Origin of the sequence: Mycobacterium sp. 1245111.1, from assembly GCF_001673405.1 — a bacterium.
Classification (GTDB): domain Bacteria; phylum Actinomycetota; class Actinomycetes; order Mycobacteriales; family Mycobacteriaceae; genus Mycobacterium.
On sequence record NZ_LZLV01000099.1, the window covers coordinates 64,062 to 80,815 of the forward strand.

Here is a 16,754-nt window from a genome sequence, read left to right on the forward strand (position 1 = left end):
TGGGCCTCGGAGCGCTAGTTGTTGCCGCCGTCGCCGGCCGGTCCAGATTCGATCGTCGCGATTTCGCTCAAGCCGGTGATCGTAAGAACCCGCACTAATAGTGGGTGGACGATGAGATGCAGACGCTCGATTTCGTCGGCGTGCTTGAAAAGCACGTTGACCCCCGCGCTGTCCAGATATTTGACGGCGCTCATGTCGACGGTAATCGGCTTGCCGTTGCCTTCGCTGGCGCTCGTCAGCGCTTCGGTGAACACGTGAATGTTGCTGATGTCTATCTCGCCCGCCGCCGTCACCAGCGGCGTCCCGTCGACGCCACGGTCGGTGTTAATGGTGAGCGGGGTCATCATTACGTGATCCTTGCGTACATATGAACGGTAGTACCCGCATCGCTGGAATGAATACTCACGTCCTGTACCAAACATCGCATCAACGAGATGCCTCGACCTCGAAATGCACTGGGCACGTCACGCGGCATCTTCCAAACCCCCGTGTCGATCACGCTGACGTGGAGGCCGTCGACGACCGCGGTCGCCCGCAGCGAGATGGTGCCATCGGGGCGGTCGCGGTGGCCATGTTCGATTGCGTTGGCGACGGCCTCGCCGGTGGCGACGAGCATGTCTTGGATCTGTTCTTCGTCGACACCCGCTTCGCGCAGCCAGCTTCGCAATGCGTTGCGGCTCGGAGCCAGCTGCTTGGCATCCGCGATGAAGTCCATCGCCAGCGGCGCCGGCTGGCGATACAGCAAGACGGCGACGTCGTCGGGATAACCACCGGACGGTTCGAGGCGCGACATCAGTTCGTCGGCGAGTTCGTCGAGTTCACGTGAGCGGCAACCATCCACGAGGTTTGCCGCGCGGGCCATCCCATCGTCAATCGAGTCACCGCGGCGCTCGACCAAACCATCGGTGTACAGCAGCAACGTTGAACGCGGCGACAGGGTGACACTGACCTCGGGTCGGATTTGGTCCGGCCGAATCGTCAACGGCAATCCCTGACCGCGATCCAGCAGCTGGACGGTGCCGTCGGGATGCACGACGATCGCCGGCGGATGCCCGGCGCTCGAATACACCAGTTCGCCGGTCGAGTGTGTGAGCACCGCGCAGAGCACGGTGGTGCAGTCGGCGCCGGGCAGGCGGGCCGCGAACCTGTCGAGCCCGGCGAGCACGGCGCTCGGGCTGGACTTCTCCAGTAGCAGCGCCCTGCAGGCGCTGCGCAGCTGACCCATCACGGTGGCGGCTTCCAGCCCGTGACCAACACAGTCGCCGACGATCAGTGCGACGCGGCCCGCGTCGAGATTGACGACGTCATACCAGTCGCCGCCGACTTGCAACGGCCGGCTTGCGGGCAGGTATCGCACCGCGAACCCGCCGGGCAGACTCGCCGGGCCGAGCATCGCGTGCTGCAGTGCGACTGCGGTTTCACGTTGCTCGTCGACCTCGTAGACGCGCTGCAAGCCCTGACCGAGTCGTCCCGCCAGCACGGTGAGAAGGGTGTGGTCCTCGCTGCTGAATGGCCGGTGCTCGGCCAGCTCGACCCAGAAGACCGACACTCCGCGTGTATGGCGCAGTGCGATGCCTGCGGCGCCCGGTTCTTCGGCCACGGTGGTCAGCAGCTCGGCGTCGCGCAGTGACTCGATGACCTGCTGCGTCCGCGGCGACAGTTCGCCCCACCCGACCGGCCCACCCGCGCACACCAGCTCCGGGGCGCTGGAATCGTCGTCGCTGTCGAACGTCGCGACCAGTACGCGGCGCGCCCTCCACACCCGCCGCAGCTCCTCGGCGGCTCCGGCCAGGGCGCCCTCGACCGTATCCGCTTGAGCCAGTTGCTGATTGAGTGCGGCGAGCGCGGTTTGACGTTGCACGATGTAGTGCTCGGCCGTGACGTCTCGCATCGTGCCGACCATGATCTGGTGCCCGGTGTCCGGATCGTCGGCATGGCTGAAGCTCGTCGCCACCCAGACCCGGTGGCCGTCAGCGTGATCGACCGGAATCGTGAAGGCGCCTTGGGCGCAGCCCAGCATCTGTCGGAATGCCGATTCGACGAGACCACGAGCTTCGGGGTCGGTGTCGGCGTCAGGCCACCAGGGGGGCACGGCTGAATACGGAAGATGCTCGGGGCCATAGCCGAGAATCTCGGTGAATGCATCGTTGACTTCGACGACCCTGCCGTCGGCGTCGCAGATAAAAAACGCTTCTTGCAACGAGTCGACCAACGCGGTGCGCCAACGGGATTGGTGGTTGCGCAGCCGCGCTAACTCGATATTGGCACGCACGCGTGCCAGCAGTTCGGCGGCGGCAAAGGGTTTGACCAGGTAGTCGTCCGCGCCGGCCTGCAATCCCTCGATCGATGCCTCCTGTCCAGCGCGTGCGGATAACAGGAGTACCGGGATGGCGGCGGTTCGCGGCTCCGCTCGTAGCGCGGCCACGAGTTGCAGGCCATCGATTCCCGGCATCATGACGTCGCTGATGACGAGGTCGGGAACTTCGGCACGAATTGCCTTGAGTGCTTTTTCGCCGTCGACCACCTCGTCCACCTGATAGCCGGAATTTCCGAGCAGATTGGTCAGGTATTCGCGCATGTCGGCGTTGTCGTCGGCGATCAGTACTCGTGCGCGTTTTCCGTCTCCCTCGGCGGAGGTGACACCGGTGGTGGTGGCCTGTGGCGGTACAGCCGTGCCCGTACCGGACGGCAGCCAACGCAATGCTTCTTGGACGTAGGGGTCAGCGATGACGCCCGGGTTCGCATGTGGTGGTGGCGCCGAGGCGAATTCGTCGCCGGGAAGGTGGGCGACCCCGAAGGGCAGTCGCACGGTGAATGTCGTGCCCTCGCCTTCCCGGCTGTCGGCCTCGATGGTGCCGCCGTGCATGCCGACCAACTCTTTGACCAGTGCCAGCCCGATTCCGCTGCCCTCGGTGGACCGGGCGCGTGCTGTTTCGATGCGGTGGAAACGTTCGAAGAGCCGTGGCAGCTCTGCCGGCGGTATTCCGATTCCGGTGTCGGTGACGGTGACGACCGCGCTGGTGTCGTCGTGGCCGATCCGAATCGTGATCGAACCGTCAAACGTGTATTTCAGTGCGTTGGACAGCAGGTTGAGCACAACCTTCTCCCACATCTCACGATCGAGGTAGACAGGTCGATCGAGCGCAGGACAGTCGACGGTGAAGGTCAGGCCTGCCCGGTCGATCGCCGATCGGAAGATGCTCGCCAGTTCGGCGGTGACGGCGGACAGGTCGGTAGGCTCGAAATGCGCCTGCATTCGCCCCGCCTGAATGCGGGAGAAATCCAGCAACGTGTTGACCAGCTTGGTCAGGCGTAGCCCGTTGCGTTGGATGAGCTCGAGCTCCTGGCGCGCCCGGTCGTCGAGTCCTGTTGGCTGGCCAAGCAATTCATTGACGGGACCGAGGATCAGGGTGAGCGGTGTCCGGAATTCGTGGCTGATACTGGAGAAGAACGTGGTCTTGGCTTGGTCAAGCGCAGCCAGTTCCTCGGCGCGCGATTGCTGGGCTTGGTAGCTACGGGTCCGTCCGATTCCGGCGGCGATATAACTGGCGACCAGTTCAACGAAGCTGCGGTAGGCGTCGTCGAAGAGGCGGTGCCGGTTCAGCGCCGCGACCAAGAAGCCGTAGGGACTGCCGCCCGGCTGCATCAGCGGTACCACGAACGCGGTCTCCGGCGGCCTCGGCCACGCGCCGGTCGGCAACTCGAGCGAGGCGTCGAATTCGACCACCCCGGCCTCGCCGCGGGCCGCTTTCTCCACCGGCCACAGCGCCTGACTGTCATCGACGGATAGGGTCTGCGGCGCCGCGACGTGTCCGGGTGTGATTCCGCTGGTCCCCGCCAGTTGCGCATCGCCGTCGTCGCCGAACAAGTAGGTGAGGGTGAACGGCAGATCGTAGGGATTACGCGCGAGCTGGTCGGCGGCGAAGTCCAGCATCTGTTTCTCGGTGCGGACCACGCTCGGGTCCGAACCGAGATCGCGCAAGGTTGCCATCCGGCGCTCGCCGATCACCCGGTCGGTGTCCTCGCTGACAACGCAGAGCATGCCGACTACCTGGGCGTCGTCGTCGCGCAGTGGGCTGTAGGAGAACGTGTGGTAGGTCTCCTCCGGGTAGCCCGACCGCTCGAGTATCAGCATCAGTGCTTCATCCCACGTCGACTCGCCCGCGGACATGACCCGCTCGACGCGCGAATCGATATCACCCCAGATCTCGGCCCACACCTCGTTCGCCGGACGGCCCAGCGCCCACGGATACTTGCTTCCCAGGGTCTGACGGCGGTACGCCGCGTTGCAGAAGAACGTCAGCTCCGGGCCCCACGCCATCCACATCGAAAAGCGGGACGCCAGCAAGATATCGACGGCCGTACGGAGACTTTGCGGCCAGCCCTCGACCGGGCCCAACGGCGTCGCGGCCCAATCGACGGCGGCAAGATCGCGTCCGATCTCCTGGTCTGCGCGGAAGACCACTGACATCCTCTCGAATTGTTAGCGTCGCTCTGCCAAGACAATCATCTGTGGAGCTCTGGCCACCGGACACAGCCAAAGAGCTTTTGCCCTGCGACTGCGCAGATCGCCGTCCCCCATCGCATGGGGTGATGGCTTGTTCCCGTTTTCCTCGATATGCAAGCCAGGCGGGACGCAGCTCACGCAGTTGCTCAATCCGGCCCATCCGGAACTGCGGCGCGCGGTCGACGCACCCAGATTCTGGCCGGCCGGAGTTCATCAGTTTCGGTCCGACCACCGGAACACCACCAGGCACGCGGCCAGCCCACCGAGCGTCCACGCGGTCAGCACCAAGAAGACATGCCAGTGCTCCCAATTTCCGGCCGGTTCGAAGGCCGCCATCTTCGACGGCAGCAACACCGACCGGAAACCTTGCGCCATCCACTTGACCGGAAAGATCGAGCCCACGGCCAACATCCAGGTGGGCAGGACGACGAGCGGCACGTAGGTGCCCGACACGAACTGCAGGCCGACGGCCGGACCGTTGGTCACCACGGCCGCCGACACGGCGTTGCTCGCCAGATTGCTGATGAAGATGCCCAGCAACGAGCAACTGACTGTGCCGAGAAGGAACACCCAGCTGAACGTGAACCACCCGAAAATTGTTGTCGGCAACCGGAGATCGAAGAAGAGCAGGCCGACAGCCACGAGAATGACAGCCTCGGCGAGGCTGACGATGGCGACGAGAAAAATTTTCCCGACGAAATACGAGAGCGCGGTGGTCGGCGTTCCGCGAAGGCGCCGCAGTGCGCCGGTGTCACGGTCGCCCGCGATGCTGATGCCCAGGTTGATAAATGAGGTCGACAAAATCCCGTAAGCCAGCATGCTGGCCGCGATGACGGCGCCCGTGCTGGTCTCGGTATCGGGGAGTTTGGTCGAAAAGATGGAACCCAGCAGGATGCAGATGACCGCCGGCAGTGAGAAAGTCAGGACCATCTGCTCGGGCCGGCGATAGAACATCTTGAGTTCGGGCACAACTCGCGACAGACCGATGCGTAGCGGCGACGGCAGGGTCGGCCGCTCGGGCGTGCTCCCCTGCTGCCGCGCCGTGCCGCTTGCCCGGTCGGTGACCATTACCGCATTCCGATCAGCTGCAGGTAGGCGTCTTCGAGCGTTGGCCGCGACACGGTCAGATCGACCAACTCCTCCCCGGCCAGGGAACGCTGTCGGATCAATTCGGTCGGGCGGTCGGTGTGCTCGGTGTGGATCGCGCTGGCCACCCGCCAGCGAACCGTCGCAGTCGAATCAACGTATCGGATCAAATTCTGGGGAGAGTCGACAGCGACCAGCTGTCCCCCGGCGATCACCGCGACACGATCGGCCAGCGCCGCCGCTTCCTCCAGGTAGTGGGTGGTCAGCAGAATCGTCGTCCCGGTGCGGGCAAGCAGCTCGATGAGGCTCCAAAACCGCAGCCGCGCTTCGGGATCGAATCCTGTCGTCGGTTCGTCGAGGAACAGCAGCGTCGGCGAGTTGATGATGCCCAGCGCGACGTCGAGCCGGCGCCGCTGTCCGCCGGACAGCGTCCGCACTTTCGAGCCGGACACCGAGCTGAGCCCGACCAGCTTGAGCAACTCGCTGGGGTCTCGGGCATTGCCATAGCATTTCGCGAACATCTGCAGCGTCTCGGTGACGGTCAGCATCCCGGCGTCGCTGACCTCTTGGAGCACGATGCCGATCTTGGCGCGCCAGCTCCGGCCTGCGGTTGCCGGGTCTTCTCCCAACACGCTGACCTGTCCCGAGTCCCGTTTGCGATGGCCCTCGAGGATCTCGATCGTGGTGGACTTACCGGCCCCATTGGGCCCGAGGATGGCGAACACCTCGCCGTATCCGACATCGAGGTCTACATTCCGCACGGCCTGTAATTGCCCATACCGCTTGGACAATCCGCGGACCTGCACGGCGAATGTCACGACAGCGCCTCGTCCTGCTTCTCGAGTTCGGCCAGCAGTTGTCGCAGCTCGGCCTCCGACAATTGCTCGACCATCCGGTCGACACCGTCGTCGGTTGCGTCCGGCTCGGTTGCCGCACTTGCGGCGCTGTCCGGGTCGGCGTCGTCGAATCGCAGTTCCGAGAGAATCCGGGTCGCCACCGAATTGACGCTGACACCCCGGAGGAGTTCGAGCAACGGCAGGTCGATGGCGAACGTCGCGTTGACCCTCAGCCTGAAGTCCATCGCCATCAAAGAGTCCAGGCCGAGGTCATCGAGCGCATCGTCCGCGCCGATCTCGGTGGCCGCGATCTCGAACACCGCGGCAGCGATCTGCTGCACGCTGCCGACAACCACCTCGTGCCTTTCGGCTGTCGGGAGCTTCGCTAGGAAGTCCAGCGCTGAGAGATCGGAATCAATTGTCTCAGAAGAACTTTCAGTGATACCCAATTCAGCGAACATCGGCGGCAGCTTAGCGCCGAGAGCGGCGCGACGGGCTCGCGCCCAGTCGGCGGTGATTGCGACGACGGTCGGCATGTCCTGAGTGATGAGCCGGTCGAGAATCGCGGTGCCGGCCGAGGGCGTGATGAGGTCGATGCCGCGCTGTGCGTAGAGCTTCTCCAGTTTGAGCTCTTCGACCATGCCCACCGACCACGGACCCCACCCGATGGTGAGTGCGGGCAGTCCTTGGGCCCGCCGGAAGTGCGCGAAGGTGTCGAGGAATGCATTTGCAGCGGCGTAGTTTCCCTGTCCGGGTGAAGCGATCACCGAGCCCGCCGACCCGAACATGACGAAGAATTCCAAGTCGTGACCGCGCAGCGCGTTGTGCAGCACGCGAGTGCCCGTGACTTTCGGCGCCATGACCGAGGTGAAGTCACTCTCGGTCATGTTCACCAAAAGCCGGTCGTCGACTGATCCCGCGGAGTGCACGAGTCCCCGAATCGGGCGGCCTCCGTTGCGCGTATGGTCGCGCAGCCAGCCGTCGACCTGGGCTGCGTCAGTAATGTCCACGCTTGCCGTGGTCACGCACCCACCCAGGCGTTCAATCTTTCGGATTGCTCTGACCGTCTCGTAATGCCGGTGCTCCTTGGACAGCAGCGACCACTGATCCCGCGGCGGGATCTCGCGGCGCGACAGCAATGTGATATGGCGGGCTCCGCGCTCGGCGAGGTAAGTGGCCACGGTGCGGCCGAGCGCGCCGGCGCCACCGGTGACGACGTAGGTCGCGTCGGGGGTGAGCTTCGTCGGGAAGGCCGGTGCCAGGTGTGCCGCCGGGCGCAACCTCGGTACGAATGTCGTTGTGCCTCTTAATGCGATCTGATCCTCGGGACTGCCGGCGAGGATATGCTCGCAGATGCGCGAGGCCAGATCCGTTGCGTCGTGGGCGGCGTCGATGTCGATCAATCCGCCCCAGCGGTCGACGAACTCTTGGTGTCCCACGACGCGCCCAAGTCCCCATACCGCGGCCTGGTCGACGGAGAGTAGCTCGCTTCCCAGAACCGGTTGCGCGTTGGCGGTGAGCACATAGAGCCGTGGTTTGGCGGCGTCGTGGTCGGCCAGGGCTTTAACGAGATGCAGAATCGTGAAAACACCTAGGCTCTCGTCGATCTCGCTGCGACCATCAGGTTGGTGGCCGTCAGGTTTGGCGCGGATGTCGAGGGGCCAGCAGTTGACGATGCCGGCAAGCTCTCCGTCGCTGTCCAGTTGGGCTTCGATCAACCGGTCGATCTGCTCGGGTTGGCGAGGGTTCAATGCGTAGCCGCCGCCGACCTTGCTCAGCGCGGTGACATCTTGGCGGAGCACCGCGCGGACACGATGGCCGCTGCGACGCAACTGGTCAGCCAGCGCGGTCCCGACACCGCCGCTGTCCAGGAAAACCAACCAGGACAGGTTGTCGGGCGGCGTTATCGCCTCGGTGGCGGCCGGCTCAGAGCGCTCGACCCACTCGAGTTCGTAGAGTCCTTTGTCAACCTGCTCGGGTGAGAGATTCGACTTCTCGCTCAGTGCCTGCAATGTGAAGCCGGTGAACACCGCGACCAGCTCGCCGTCGTCGCCGAGAAGCGTGATGTCGCTTTCGATCCCGTCCTTGGTCGCTGACACCACGGTGATCTGGGCTGTCATGCGTCGCGGGGGGGAGCGATAGATGGCGCTGCGCCTGATGTGGACGGGAAGATAAGCGTCTTCGTTGCCCTCGCGGTCTAGAAGGGTTGTGCCAATCACTGATTGGAATGCGCCGTCGATGAGGACCGGGTGGAATCGGTACTTGTCGACGTCGCCGGCGATCCATTCGGGTGCCAGGATCTCTGCGGTCGCCCAACCATCCCCGCAGACGATGCCGGCAATCGATTGGAGCGCCTCGCCGTAGCTGAAGCCGACTGCCTGAGAGCGGGTGTAGAACTCGTCGCCGTCGACGGTGGTGGTTACCGGCGACGCGCCCGGTTTGGCGACCGGATCCGGTGAGGGGAGCCTGTTGAGTTCCGCCGTTGCGGTCAGCATCCACTTGACGTCACCGGATGTGGTCGCGGTGAACGCTGCGAACTCAAGACACCCGGTATCGCGGTTCAGGGTGGTCCGCAGCACGGGGTCGCAGGTGTCGTCGAGGATCACCGCACGCAGAAGACGGAGCTGGTCGACGCAGTACTCTGTCGACCCGTAGGTCGCTTCGGCTGCGGCCAAAGCCATTTCGACATAGACCGCGCCAAGGACCAGAACACTTCCCTGCACCGTGTGCTCGGCCAGAAACGGCAGGGTGGCGGTGTTCAGCTCGACTTCCCAGGTCGGGTGGATACCGCTCACCGGCTGACCGAGTAGCGGGTGGACCGGGTTGTAGTGCAGATCCTCGGCAGCTTCCTGGGTCTCGTTCCAATAGCGCTTGGACTGCCATGGGTACGACGGAAGCTTCACCAGCCGCGCGTATTCCCGAGGGTAGAAGGTGTCCCACTGCACCGGGTGACCATGGCAGTGCAGCGCGCCGACGCAGTTCATCAGCGCACGACCGGCGTCCTCGTCGCGTCGCTGGGCGGCCAGCACGACAGCGTCGGAACGCTGCGCCGCGGCGATCTCGAAGAGTGAGGAGACGAGGACGGGATGTGGTCCCAGCTCTACGAAGTGGCTGTAGCCGTCTTGCAGCATGCGACGGATCGCTGGTTCGAATAGAACTGTGGCACGCGTGTTTTGCCACCAATAGCCCGCAGCATCGCCGTAACCCTGCAACTGCTCCCCTGTGACCGTCGAGTAGAGCGCAGTCGTCGCGGGGCCCGGCTGCAATTCCTTGAACGCGTTGACAAGCTCGTCTTTGATGGCGTCCATGAAATGGGTGTGATACGGCACTTTCCCGCTGAGAAACCGGTTGAACACCCCGGCGTCCTCCAGGTGGCGCGCGATCTGCCCAAGGAGTTCGCCCTCGCCGGCGACGGTGACGGTGGACGGGCCGTTGACGGCAGCGATCGAGATTGTCGATCCCACGGCGTTGCGTGCCGCGTCGTCGATCGTGTCCACGAAGTCTTCGGCGCTCAGACCGACGGCGAGCATGCGGCCCTGCCCGCTAGTGCGTTGCTGCAAGCGACTTCGGTGATAAACGACGTGGACGGCCTGCTCGAAGGTGAGGATGCCGGACAGGTAGTGGGCCGCCACTTCGCCGGCGCTGTGCCCGATCATCGCGTCCGGGATGATTCCGACCTCGCGCAACTGCTCGGCCAGCGCTACCTGAATGGCGAAGTTGGCAGGTTGAGCGACGTCGGTTTGGCCCATGCGGGAACGGCTTTCGTCCGCGCGGAGTTCGTCGATCAGGGACCAGCCCGTGTGGCGGGACAGCTCACGATCGCTGCGACGAATGCTCTCGGCGAATGCCGGATACTCGTCGAGCAGACCGCGGCACATCCTCCACCACTGCGGGCCCATACCGGTGCAGACGAATGCGAGTTTCGGTGCGCTCGTACCGGTCCGCGTCGCCGTGATGTGACCGGCGTCAGCGAGTGATTGAAGTTGTTGCCGCGCATCGCTGATGCTGTCCGCGACCAGGGTGCGCCGGTAGTTCAGATGTGCACGACGTTGACTGAGGGTGTAACCGAGGTCGAGCAACGTGAGATCGGGATGTGCGCCAATGTGCTCGGCCAACTGACGGGCCGTGACCGCGAGCGCATCCTCGGCGCGGGCCGAGATGGGCAGGACGGCCAGTGGCAGTCGCAGGGACCTGTCGGGGACGTCGATTCGCGAAGGGATTGGTGGCTCGGCGAGCACAACGTGTGCGTTGGTGCCGCCGAAGCCAAAGGAGTTGACCCCGGCCACGCGCCGCGCGGTTTCAGGGAACGGGCGGCCGGTCCGCGGAATCTCGATACACAGCTGCTCCCAGGGGATTTGCGCGCTCGGGTTGTGCAAGTGCAGGTTCGCTGGAATGTAGCCGTGTTTGACCACGAGGGCGGCTTTGATCAGTCCTGCAACGCCGGCGCCGGCCTCGAGGTGGCCGATGTTGGTTTTGACCGATCCGATCACCAACGGGTCGGTGGTCTGGCGCTCGGAGGCGAGCGCGTTCGCCAGTGCCCGGATCTCGATCGGGTCGCCGACCGGGGTCCCCGTGCCGTGGGCCTCGACGTAGCCGACGTCGTTAGGCTGAACGCCAGCCCGCCGCAGGGCTGTTGTGATGGCCGCTGCTTGCGCGTCTGAGCTCGGTACCGTGATGCCATCGGTATGGCCGTCCTGAGACACCGCGGTGCCCAGGATCTGCGCGTAGATGCTGTCGCCGTCTCGTAGGGCGTGCGCCGTCGGTTTGATCACGACCACGGCGCCGCCCTCGCCACGTGCATATCCGTCAGCGGCCTCGTCGAAGGCCTTGCACCGGCCGTCGGGTGCCAGAAATCCGCTCTTCGATTCCGCAATCGCCGTGTTCGGCCCGACGATCGCGTTCACGCCGCCGGCTATCGCCAGATCGCATTCGCCATTCCAAATGGCCTGCGCGGCAAGATGAACTGCGACCAACGAGCTCGAACAGGCGGTGTCGACGGTCATGCTGGGGCCGCGGAAATCGAAGGCGAACGAAATGCGGTTCGCCAGCATCGTCATCATCATTCCGGTCGCGGAGTGTGTCTTGAACCGGTATCGACTGGTGCGGCCGTGATTTTGCAGAAGCTGGTAATCGAGGGTGAATCCGCCGACGAACACCCCGACGTCAGTGCCGGCCAGACTGTCGGCGGATATACCGCCGTCTTCCAGCGCCTCCCATGTGGTTCGCAGCAGCAGGCGCTGTTGTGGGTCGACCAAGTTCGCCTCGCGCGGCGAGATGCCGAAGAATTGAGGATCGAATTGGTCGATCTCGCTCAGGAACCCGCCTCGGCGGGTCGTCATCTTCCCGACCTTTTTCGGGTTCGGGTCGTAGTATTTGGCGGCATGCCAACGCGTTTCGGGAACTACCCGGGTAGCGTCGGTCTCGCCGCGTAGCAACTCCCAGTACAGCTCCGGGGTCAGCGCGCCGCCCGGGAGGTGGCAACCGATTCCGACGATAGCCAGTGGCTCGTGAGCGCTGTGTTCGGCACGCGTATTCAAGCTATCGACCTTACGAACTGTGAACGGATCAGTGGTCTGCTCAGGTGTATTCGAGTTGCGTAGCGTCTCGGACAATCCATGTGTCGCTCAGCGGTTCGCCACTTTGTCCCTGGTGGTACGCGGATCGCAGCTCCCGCAGGAAAGTGTCGCGTTGCCATGCCTGCACTTGCTGCATGACCTCATCGGTGAAAAGGCAGCACTTGTCGGTGAGGATGGTCTCGATCAGCTGGCCGGCAAGCTGTCGCAGCAGCACGATGTTCGCCTCGAACTCCATGGTGAAGTCCGATGATGTCCCCATCATCGTGGTGTGCAACTTCACCATGAAGTTGTGAGCCGCATACAGGTCGACGAATTGCGCACAGTGGTGGGCATTTTCGACGCCTGCCCATTCGCGGAAGAATCGTTGCATCCGATTGCTCAGCGCGATGAGGCCTTCGAGGTGCGGCACCACCCCGGGGTCGTCGGCGACACTGGCGAAACGGTTGTTGCTGTACATCATTCCGAGAAAGCCCCAGTAAAACGCGACGTCCCAAATGACTTTGGCCGTCATCACCGCGGGCTTGCCCATGAGCTTGTACTGGTTGCAGTAGATGTTGAGCCACATGTCGCCCAGCGACCGAAACAGCGAGTCATTGATGCCGGCGCGCCCGACCACGTCTTCGCCGTCGAGTTCGCGGCAGATCATGTCGGTGATCAGCCCGTTGCCGATCGCAACGAGGTCGAGTCCCGAGGAGTACAGCGGGTCGAGGAATACAGCCGCATCCCCGGTCAGGCACCAACGGTCTTGCGCGTCATACACTTTGGTCGATCCGTGGCTGTACTTCTTCATTACCCGGAAGTCCCTGATCAGGTGCTCGCTCTGGCCGAGCACGGCAGCGCACTGCGGCTCGTGGTCAGCCAGCCACGCCTGAGCCCTCTCCAGGGTGTTGAAGTCGTCGAACGCGTGGAATGCTGGATCCGCCACGATGCCGACACTGGTCGAGCCGGACGCGAGCCTGATCAGCCAGACCCAATAGCCCTCGCCCATCAGATGATTGGTCGACAGTGCCCGGTCGCCTTCGTGCAGGCGTGCTTGCCAGGCCGGGTCGTCACTCCACTTGCCGATGTCGATCTCGGTCGCCACCCGCAGCCACACGGCATTGCAGTGGTGCTCGTTGGTCCGTTTCAAGTCCAGCTGCCGAGACAGCGCCCGGTTACGGCCCGAGGCGTCGACCACCCAATGTGCCGTGGTTGTCGTCTTCTTGGTGCCACGCTGAACCCGGAGGGTGTGAGGACATCCGTCGGCGCCCATGTCGACGGACGTGACCCGCCCTGCGAGTATCTCGACGCCTTCGGAATTGCAGCGACGGGTCAGCTCGTTCTCCAGCCGGCCTCGGTCGATCTGGTAGGTGACCTGCGGGGTGAACGAGGAGCTGCCGAGTTCCATGCGCTGGCTGATGTCGGTGTTTTCGCCGTGGCTGAAAAACATGCGCAGTCCCATCTTCCGGATCTGCGCGGTATTGAGGTGGTCGGCCAACTCGAGGCGGTCTCGCAAATATTCCGCGGAGATTTCCACCGTCGATTCGCCGACAGTGTGTGTGACTTCCGGTAAAGGGTGCTCACGAGGCTCGATGACGACCACCCGGATTCCTGGTCGGGCGCGACGCAGCTCCAGCGCCAAGGTGAGAGCGGCGACTCCCCCGCCGGCGATCGCCACATCGTGATCCGACTGAACGCTGCCGCCCTCGGCCAGCCGGGATTTGATCTTGCGCGCCAGCGAGGCGCGCCCCTCAGGGCTCAGATGTGCCAGCTGTGTGTGCACGTCCACAAGTCCCTCCCGCCGCTCGGATAGGACAGTTACTTAATATTTAAGAAAGCTACACTAACCTACAGGTCTGGCAACCGGAGATCCCGAGAGTCCGGCGAACCCGAGGACGCATTCATGCCTTCAGCCACGGCGGTCCACTACTTGCTGGAACTTGCCGTCATTCTCATCGCCTGCCGCATGACCGGCATCGCGGTGCAGCGGCTGGGCCAGGCGCCCGTCGTCGGCGAAATGATCGCCGGCGTCTTGCTGGGACCCTCGCTGTTGGGTCGGGTCTGGCCAGATGTCCAGCAGCACCTTTTTCCTCCGGGACCGGCGAACGTCGTGCTCTATACGACAGCCCAAATCGGCCTGGTGCTCTACATGTTCCTGATCGGTCTCAACTTCGACGTGAACCTCATCAAGCATCGCGTCGGCACCGCGGCGGCCGTGTCGGCAGCGGGCATCCTCGCGCCGCTCACCTTAGGGGCGCTGATCGCGGCGCCATTGCTGTCCGCCGGAATTTACTTCGACACGAGCGTCACCGCCGTTATGGCCATGATGTTCCTCGGCGCATCGATCGCGACCACCGCCTTCCCCATGCTTGCCCGCATCATCTACGAAAAAGGTTTGGCGGGAACGCCGTTGGGCACGCTGGCCCTGGCCTGCGGCGCGGCCGACGATGCGTTCTCGTGGTGCATGCTGGCCACCGTGCTGGCCATTCACCGCGGCAACGCTGTGGTGGCCGTCGTCGCCATTGTCGGCGCAATTCTGTACACGGTGCTGCTTCTGAGTCTGGGACGCAGGGCGTTTCGCGTACTCGCCACGATGTCCGAGCGACGGCACGCGGTCTCACCGGGAGTGCTGAGCACGGTGTTGATCCTGCTGATGGGCTGCGCCTGGTTCACCGACACCATCGGTATTTACGCCATTTTCGGTGCTTTCATCCTTGGCGTCGCGATGCCGGACGGTTTCTTCGCCGAACGATTGACCATGCACCTCGAGCCACTCGTCACGACGTTTCTGCTGCCGTTGTTCTTCGTCTACTCGGGGCTGAACACGCAAATCGGCTTGGTGAATACTCCCCGGCTGTGGGCGGTGACCCTCGGAATCCTCGCAATCTCGATCGCCGGCAAGGGCATCGCGTGCGCGATCGCAGCACGGCTCAGAAAGGTTCCACTACGGGAATCGGTCGCGCTGGGCGGACTGATGAACGCCCGCGGGCTCATCGAGTTGATTCTGCTCAATATCGGACTTCAAGCGGGGATCATCACCCCGACGCTATTCACCATGCTCGTGTTGGTCGCCGTGGTGACCACACTGATGGCCAGCCCGATTTTCGAGTGGGCCTACGGGCGGCATCGCGATCGCGCGATCGACAGCGCGCTCCGGCCGGCGCAAGAGGGCAGTGCCGCTGCCGCGGTGACCTGACGTAGAGGATGATGCCCCGTGCCCGCCCTCACCGTCGCGAATCTGCACGTGGTGTTGAGCAATGCGCTGTGCGCTGTTAGCTCTGCGCGATGTGGGGGGCTTATCTATGCCGAGGGAATCACTTCGGTGCCCGGGTGATGGGGAGCGGCGTGGGTACGGTGTCCTAGTGCTCGACATCCAAGCCCGTCGCAGACAAGTGATGCTGCGATTGTGATGGCCGGTGTCCCATCCTTTGCCCGAGCGCGCGAGCTGTATCTGGCTCACGACGGTTCGAGGTTCTACATGTCGCGCAACGACGTCGAACACGAATACCTCAGTTACGGTGTCCCACCCGAAGTCGAAGAGCAATGGCGTCGAGAATTGGTGGCCTTAAAGATCGCGAAGCTGAGTCAACCCGGCAACTGGATGACGATGAATTACCTGTGCCACCACAACGACACCGGATACCTCAATGAAGCCATCGCCGCTGAACCGCTCGGGGAACCATGGCAGCGCGTCTCCTATCTCGAGCTGTTACTCGAATACATCGAGCGATGCGCACCTTTCTACCCGGTCGACATACTCCGAACTGCGATCGACACCGCGATCATCAGGATCGAGCAGCTCGACTTCGCCGGCGTTCCGGTCGAACCTCAGTTACGCGGGCGCGTACGCAAACTCATCGACGATGCCGAGTTGATACAGGCAAGAATCGAACGCGTTTACGGGTCGCGACGACGCGGATTCAAGCACTGGTGGCGACAGCACGTAATCCCTACTCGATCGGGAATCCGCGGCGAGTAGGCGACCGTTACTCTCATACCCCGCGGTCGCGGCCGGCGGCGAACCAGCCGGTGAATGGCGAGCACTGACCTTCCGAGGGTGGGATGCTGTCGGTCGCTTGGCCGACAGGCCGATGAACGCGAAGTGAACTGAAACCGCAAGCGACGATGCCGTGACAACATCCAAATACCCTTAGCCGCATGCAATTCGGCAGCGCGAGAAGCCTCGCTGTGGTCATCGCGGCGGTCGCCGTACTGCTCGCATCGTGCAACATGTCTCGAACGACGTCGGCACCGGCTGGGATAGGGCGAGAAGTCTTCGATGGACAATTTGCGTTCGTGGTCACCCACGTCGAGACCTCGCCCACCTTCGATCACACACGCGCCCAGGGCGTGTATCTAGTCGTGTCGATGGCGGTCAGGAACGTCGGCAAAGATCCGCAGTTTTTCGTGTGGGGCGCTCAGCAGTTGAAGGACAGCACGGGGCGGATGTATTCAGCGCGTTTCATGGACCCGCCGCGGATCGGTGACGTCGGCGACAGCATCGACCCAGGCCTTCAGGTGAGCGTCAGGCTGGCGTTCGACGTGCCCGACGCGAGATCGACCGAGATCGTGCTGCACGATTCGCCATCCTCAGGCGGAGTGGCGGTCAAACTGAAGCGGCCGGAGCCCGCATCGCCGCCTCAAGGCGGCTCCTCGTCGGGCTGACAGGATTTGAACCTGCGACCACTTGACCCCCAGTCAAGTGCGCTACCAAACTGCGCCACAGCCCGTTGCCGCCGAATCGGCAGCAGGGAGAAAGCCTACAGCAGG

The 16,754-nt window shown here is 63.7% G+C and carries 10 protein-coding genes and 1 tRNA gene; 4 read left to right on the top strand and 7 right to left on the bottom strand.

All coding sequences use genetic code 11. The features are described 5' to 3' along the window. Window positions 1-14: 14 nt before the first annotated feature. Window positions 15-347 carry an STAS domain-containing protein gene (locus A5658_RS14660; protein ID WP_067336160.1) on the bottom strand — a complete coding sequence of 111 codons (333 nt, stop codon included), beginning with the start codon at window positions 345-347 and terminating at the stop codon, window positions 15-17. Then, on the bottom strand, window positions 347-4,327 hold the full coding sequence (locus A5658_RS14665) for a SpoIIE family protein phosphatase (RefSeq protein WP_369830525.1): 3,981 nt from the start codon (window positions 4,325-4,327) through the stop codon (window positions 347-349). Before A5658_RS14665 ends, A5658_RS14660 begins: the two co-directional genes overlap by 1 nt. On the opposite strand from A5658_RS14665, the gene A5658_RS29385 reads away from it, so the two are divergent. After that, the gene (locus A5658_RS29385; protein WP_369830526.1) at window positions 4,287-4,487 is read left to right on the top strand and encodes a hypothetical protein; all 201 of its coding nucleotides are present in this window, start codon (window positions 4,287-4,289) and stop codon (window positions 4,485-4,487) included. The two genes, A5658_RS14665 and A5658_RS29385, sit on opposite strands and share 41 nt — an antisense overlap. Before the next feature lie 233 nt (window positions 4,488-4,720). On the opposite strand, the gene A5658_RS14670 is transcribed toward A5658_RS29385, so the two are convergent. The 4 genes from A5658_RS14670 to A5658_RS14685 are packed head-to-tail and all read right to left on the bottom strand — an operon-like array spanning window position 4,721 to window position 13,767. Continuing rightward, window positions 4,721-5,575, bottom strand: a complete 855-nt coding sequence (locus A5658_RS14670) for an ABC transporter permease (RefSeq protein WP_082993178.1) — start codon at window positions 5,573-5,575, stop codon at window positions 4,721-4,723. After that, the gene (locus A5658_RS14675) at window positions 5,575-6,411 is read right to left on the bottom strand and encodes an ABC transporter ATP-binding protein (RefSeq protein ID WP_082993179.1); all 837 of its coding nucleotides are present in this window, start codon (window positions 6,409-6,411) and stop codon (window positions 5,575-5,577) included. The genes A5658_RS14670 and A5658_RS14675 overlap by 1 nt, the downstream gene beginning before the upstream one ends. Further along, window positions 6,408-11,966 (bottom strand): type I polyketide synthase, encoded by a 5,559-nt coding sequence (locus A5658_RS14680; RefSeq protein WP_231997331.1) that lies wholly within the window; start codon window positions 11,964-11,966, stop codon window positions 6,408-6,410. Before A5658_RS14680 ends, A5658_RS14675 begins: the two co-directional genes overlap by 4 nt. A gap of 40 nt (window positions 11,967-12,006) precedes the next feature. After that, window positions 12,007-13,767, bottom strand: a complete 1,761-nt coding sequence (locus A5658_RS14685) for a tryptophan 7-halogenase (protein WP_156751472.1) — start codon at window positions 13,765-13,767, stop codon at window positions 12,007-12,009. 120 nt (window positions 13,768-13,887) lie between these two features. Between A5658_RS14685 and A5658_RS14690 the strand changes: the two genes are divergently transcribed. The 3 genes from A5658_RS14690 to A5658_RS14700 all read left to right on the top strand — a co-directional run bounded on the left by A5658_RS14690 (window position 13,888) and on the right by A5658_RS14700 (window position 16,649). Beyond that, on the top strand, window positions 13,888-15,180 hold the full coding sequence (locus A5658_RS14690) for a cation:proton antiporter (protein ID WP_067336164.1): 1,293 nt from the start codon (window positions 13,888-13,890) through the stop codon (window positions 15,178-15,180). Window positions 15,181-15,462: 282 nt separating this feature from the next. Then, window positions 15,463-15,963 carry a hypothetical protein gene (locus A5658_RS14695; RefSeq protein WP_156751473.1) on the top strand — a complete coding sequence of 167 codons (501 nt, stop codon included), beginning with the start codon at window positions 15,463-15,465 and terminating at the stop codon, window positions 15,961-15,963. A gap of 179 nt (window positions 15,964-16,142) precedes the next feature. Then, the gene (locus A5658_RS14700) at window positions 16,143-16,649 is read left to right on the top strand and encodes a DUF4352 domain-containing protein (protein WP_067336170.1); all 507 of its coding nucleotides are present in this window, start codon (window positions 16,143-16,145) and stop codon (window positions 16,647-16,649) included. Here the strand turns inward: A5658_RS14700 and A5658_RS14705 are convergent. Beyond that, a tRNA-Pro gene (locus A5658_RS14705) sits at window positions 16,641-16,714 on the bottom strand. The two genes, A5658_RS14700 and A5658_RS14705, sit on opposite strands and share 9 nt — an antisense overlap. Between the last annotated feature and the right edge of the window lie 40 nt (window positions 16,715-16,754).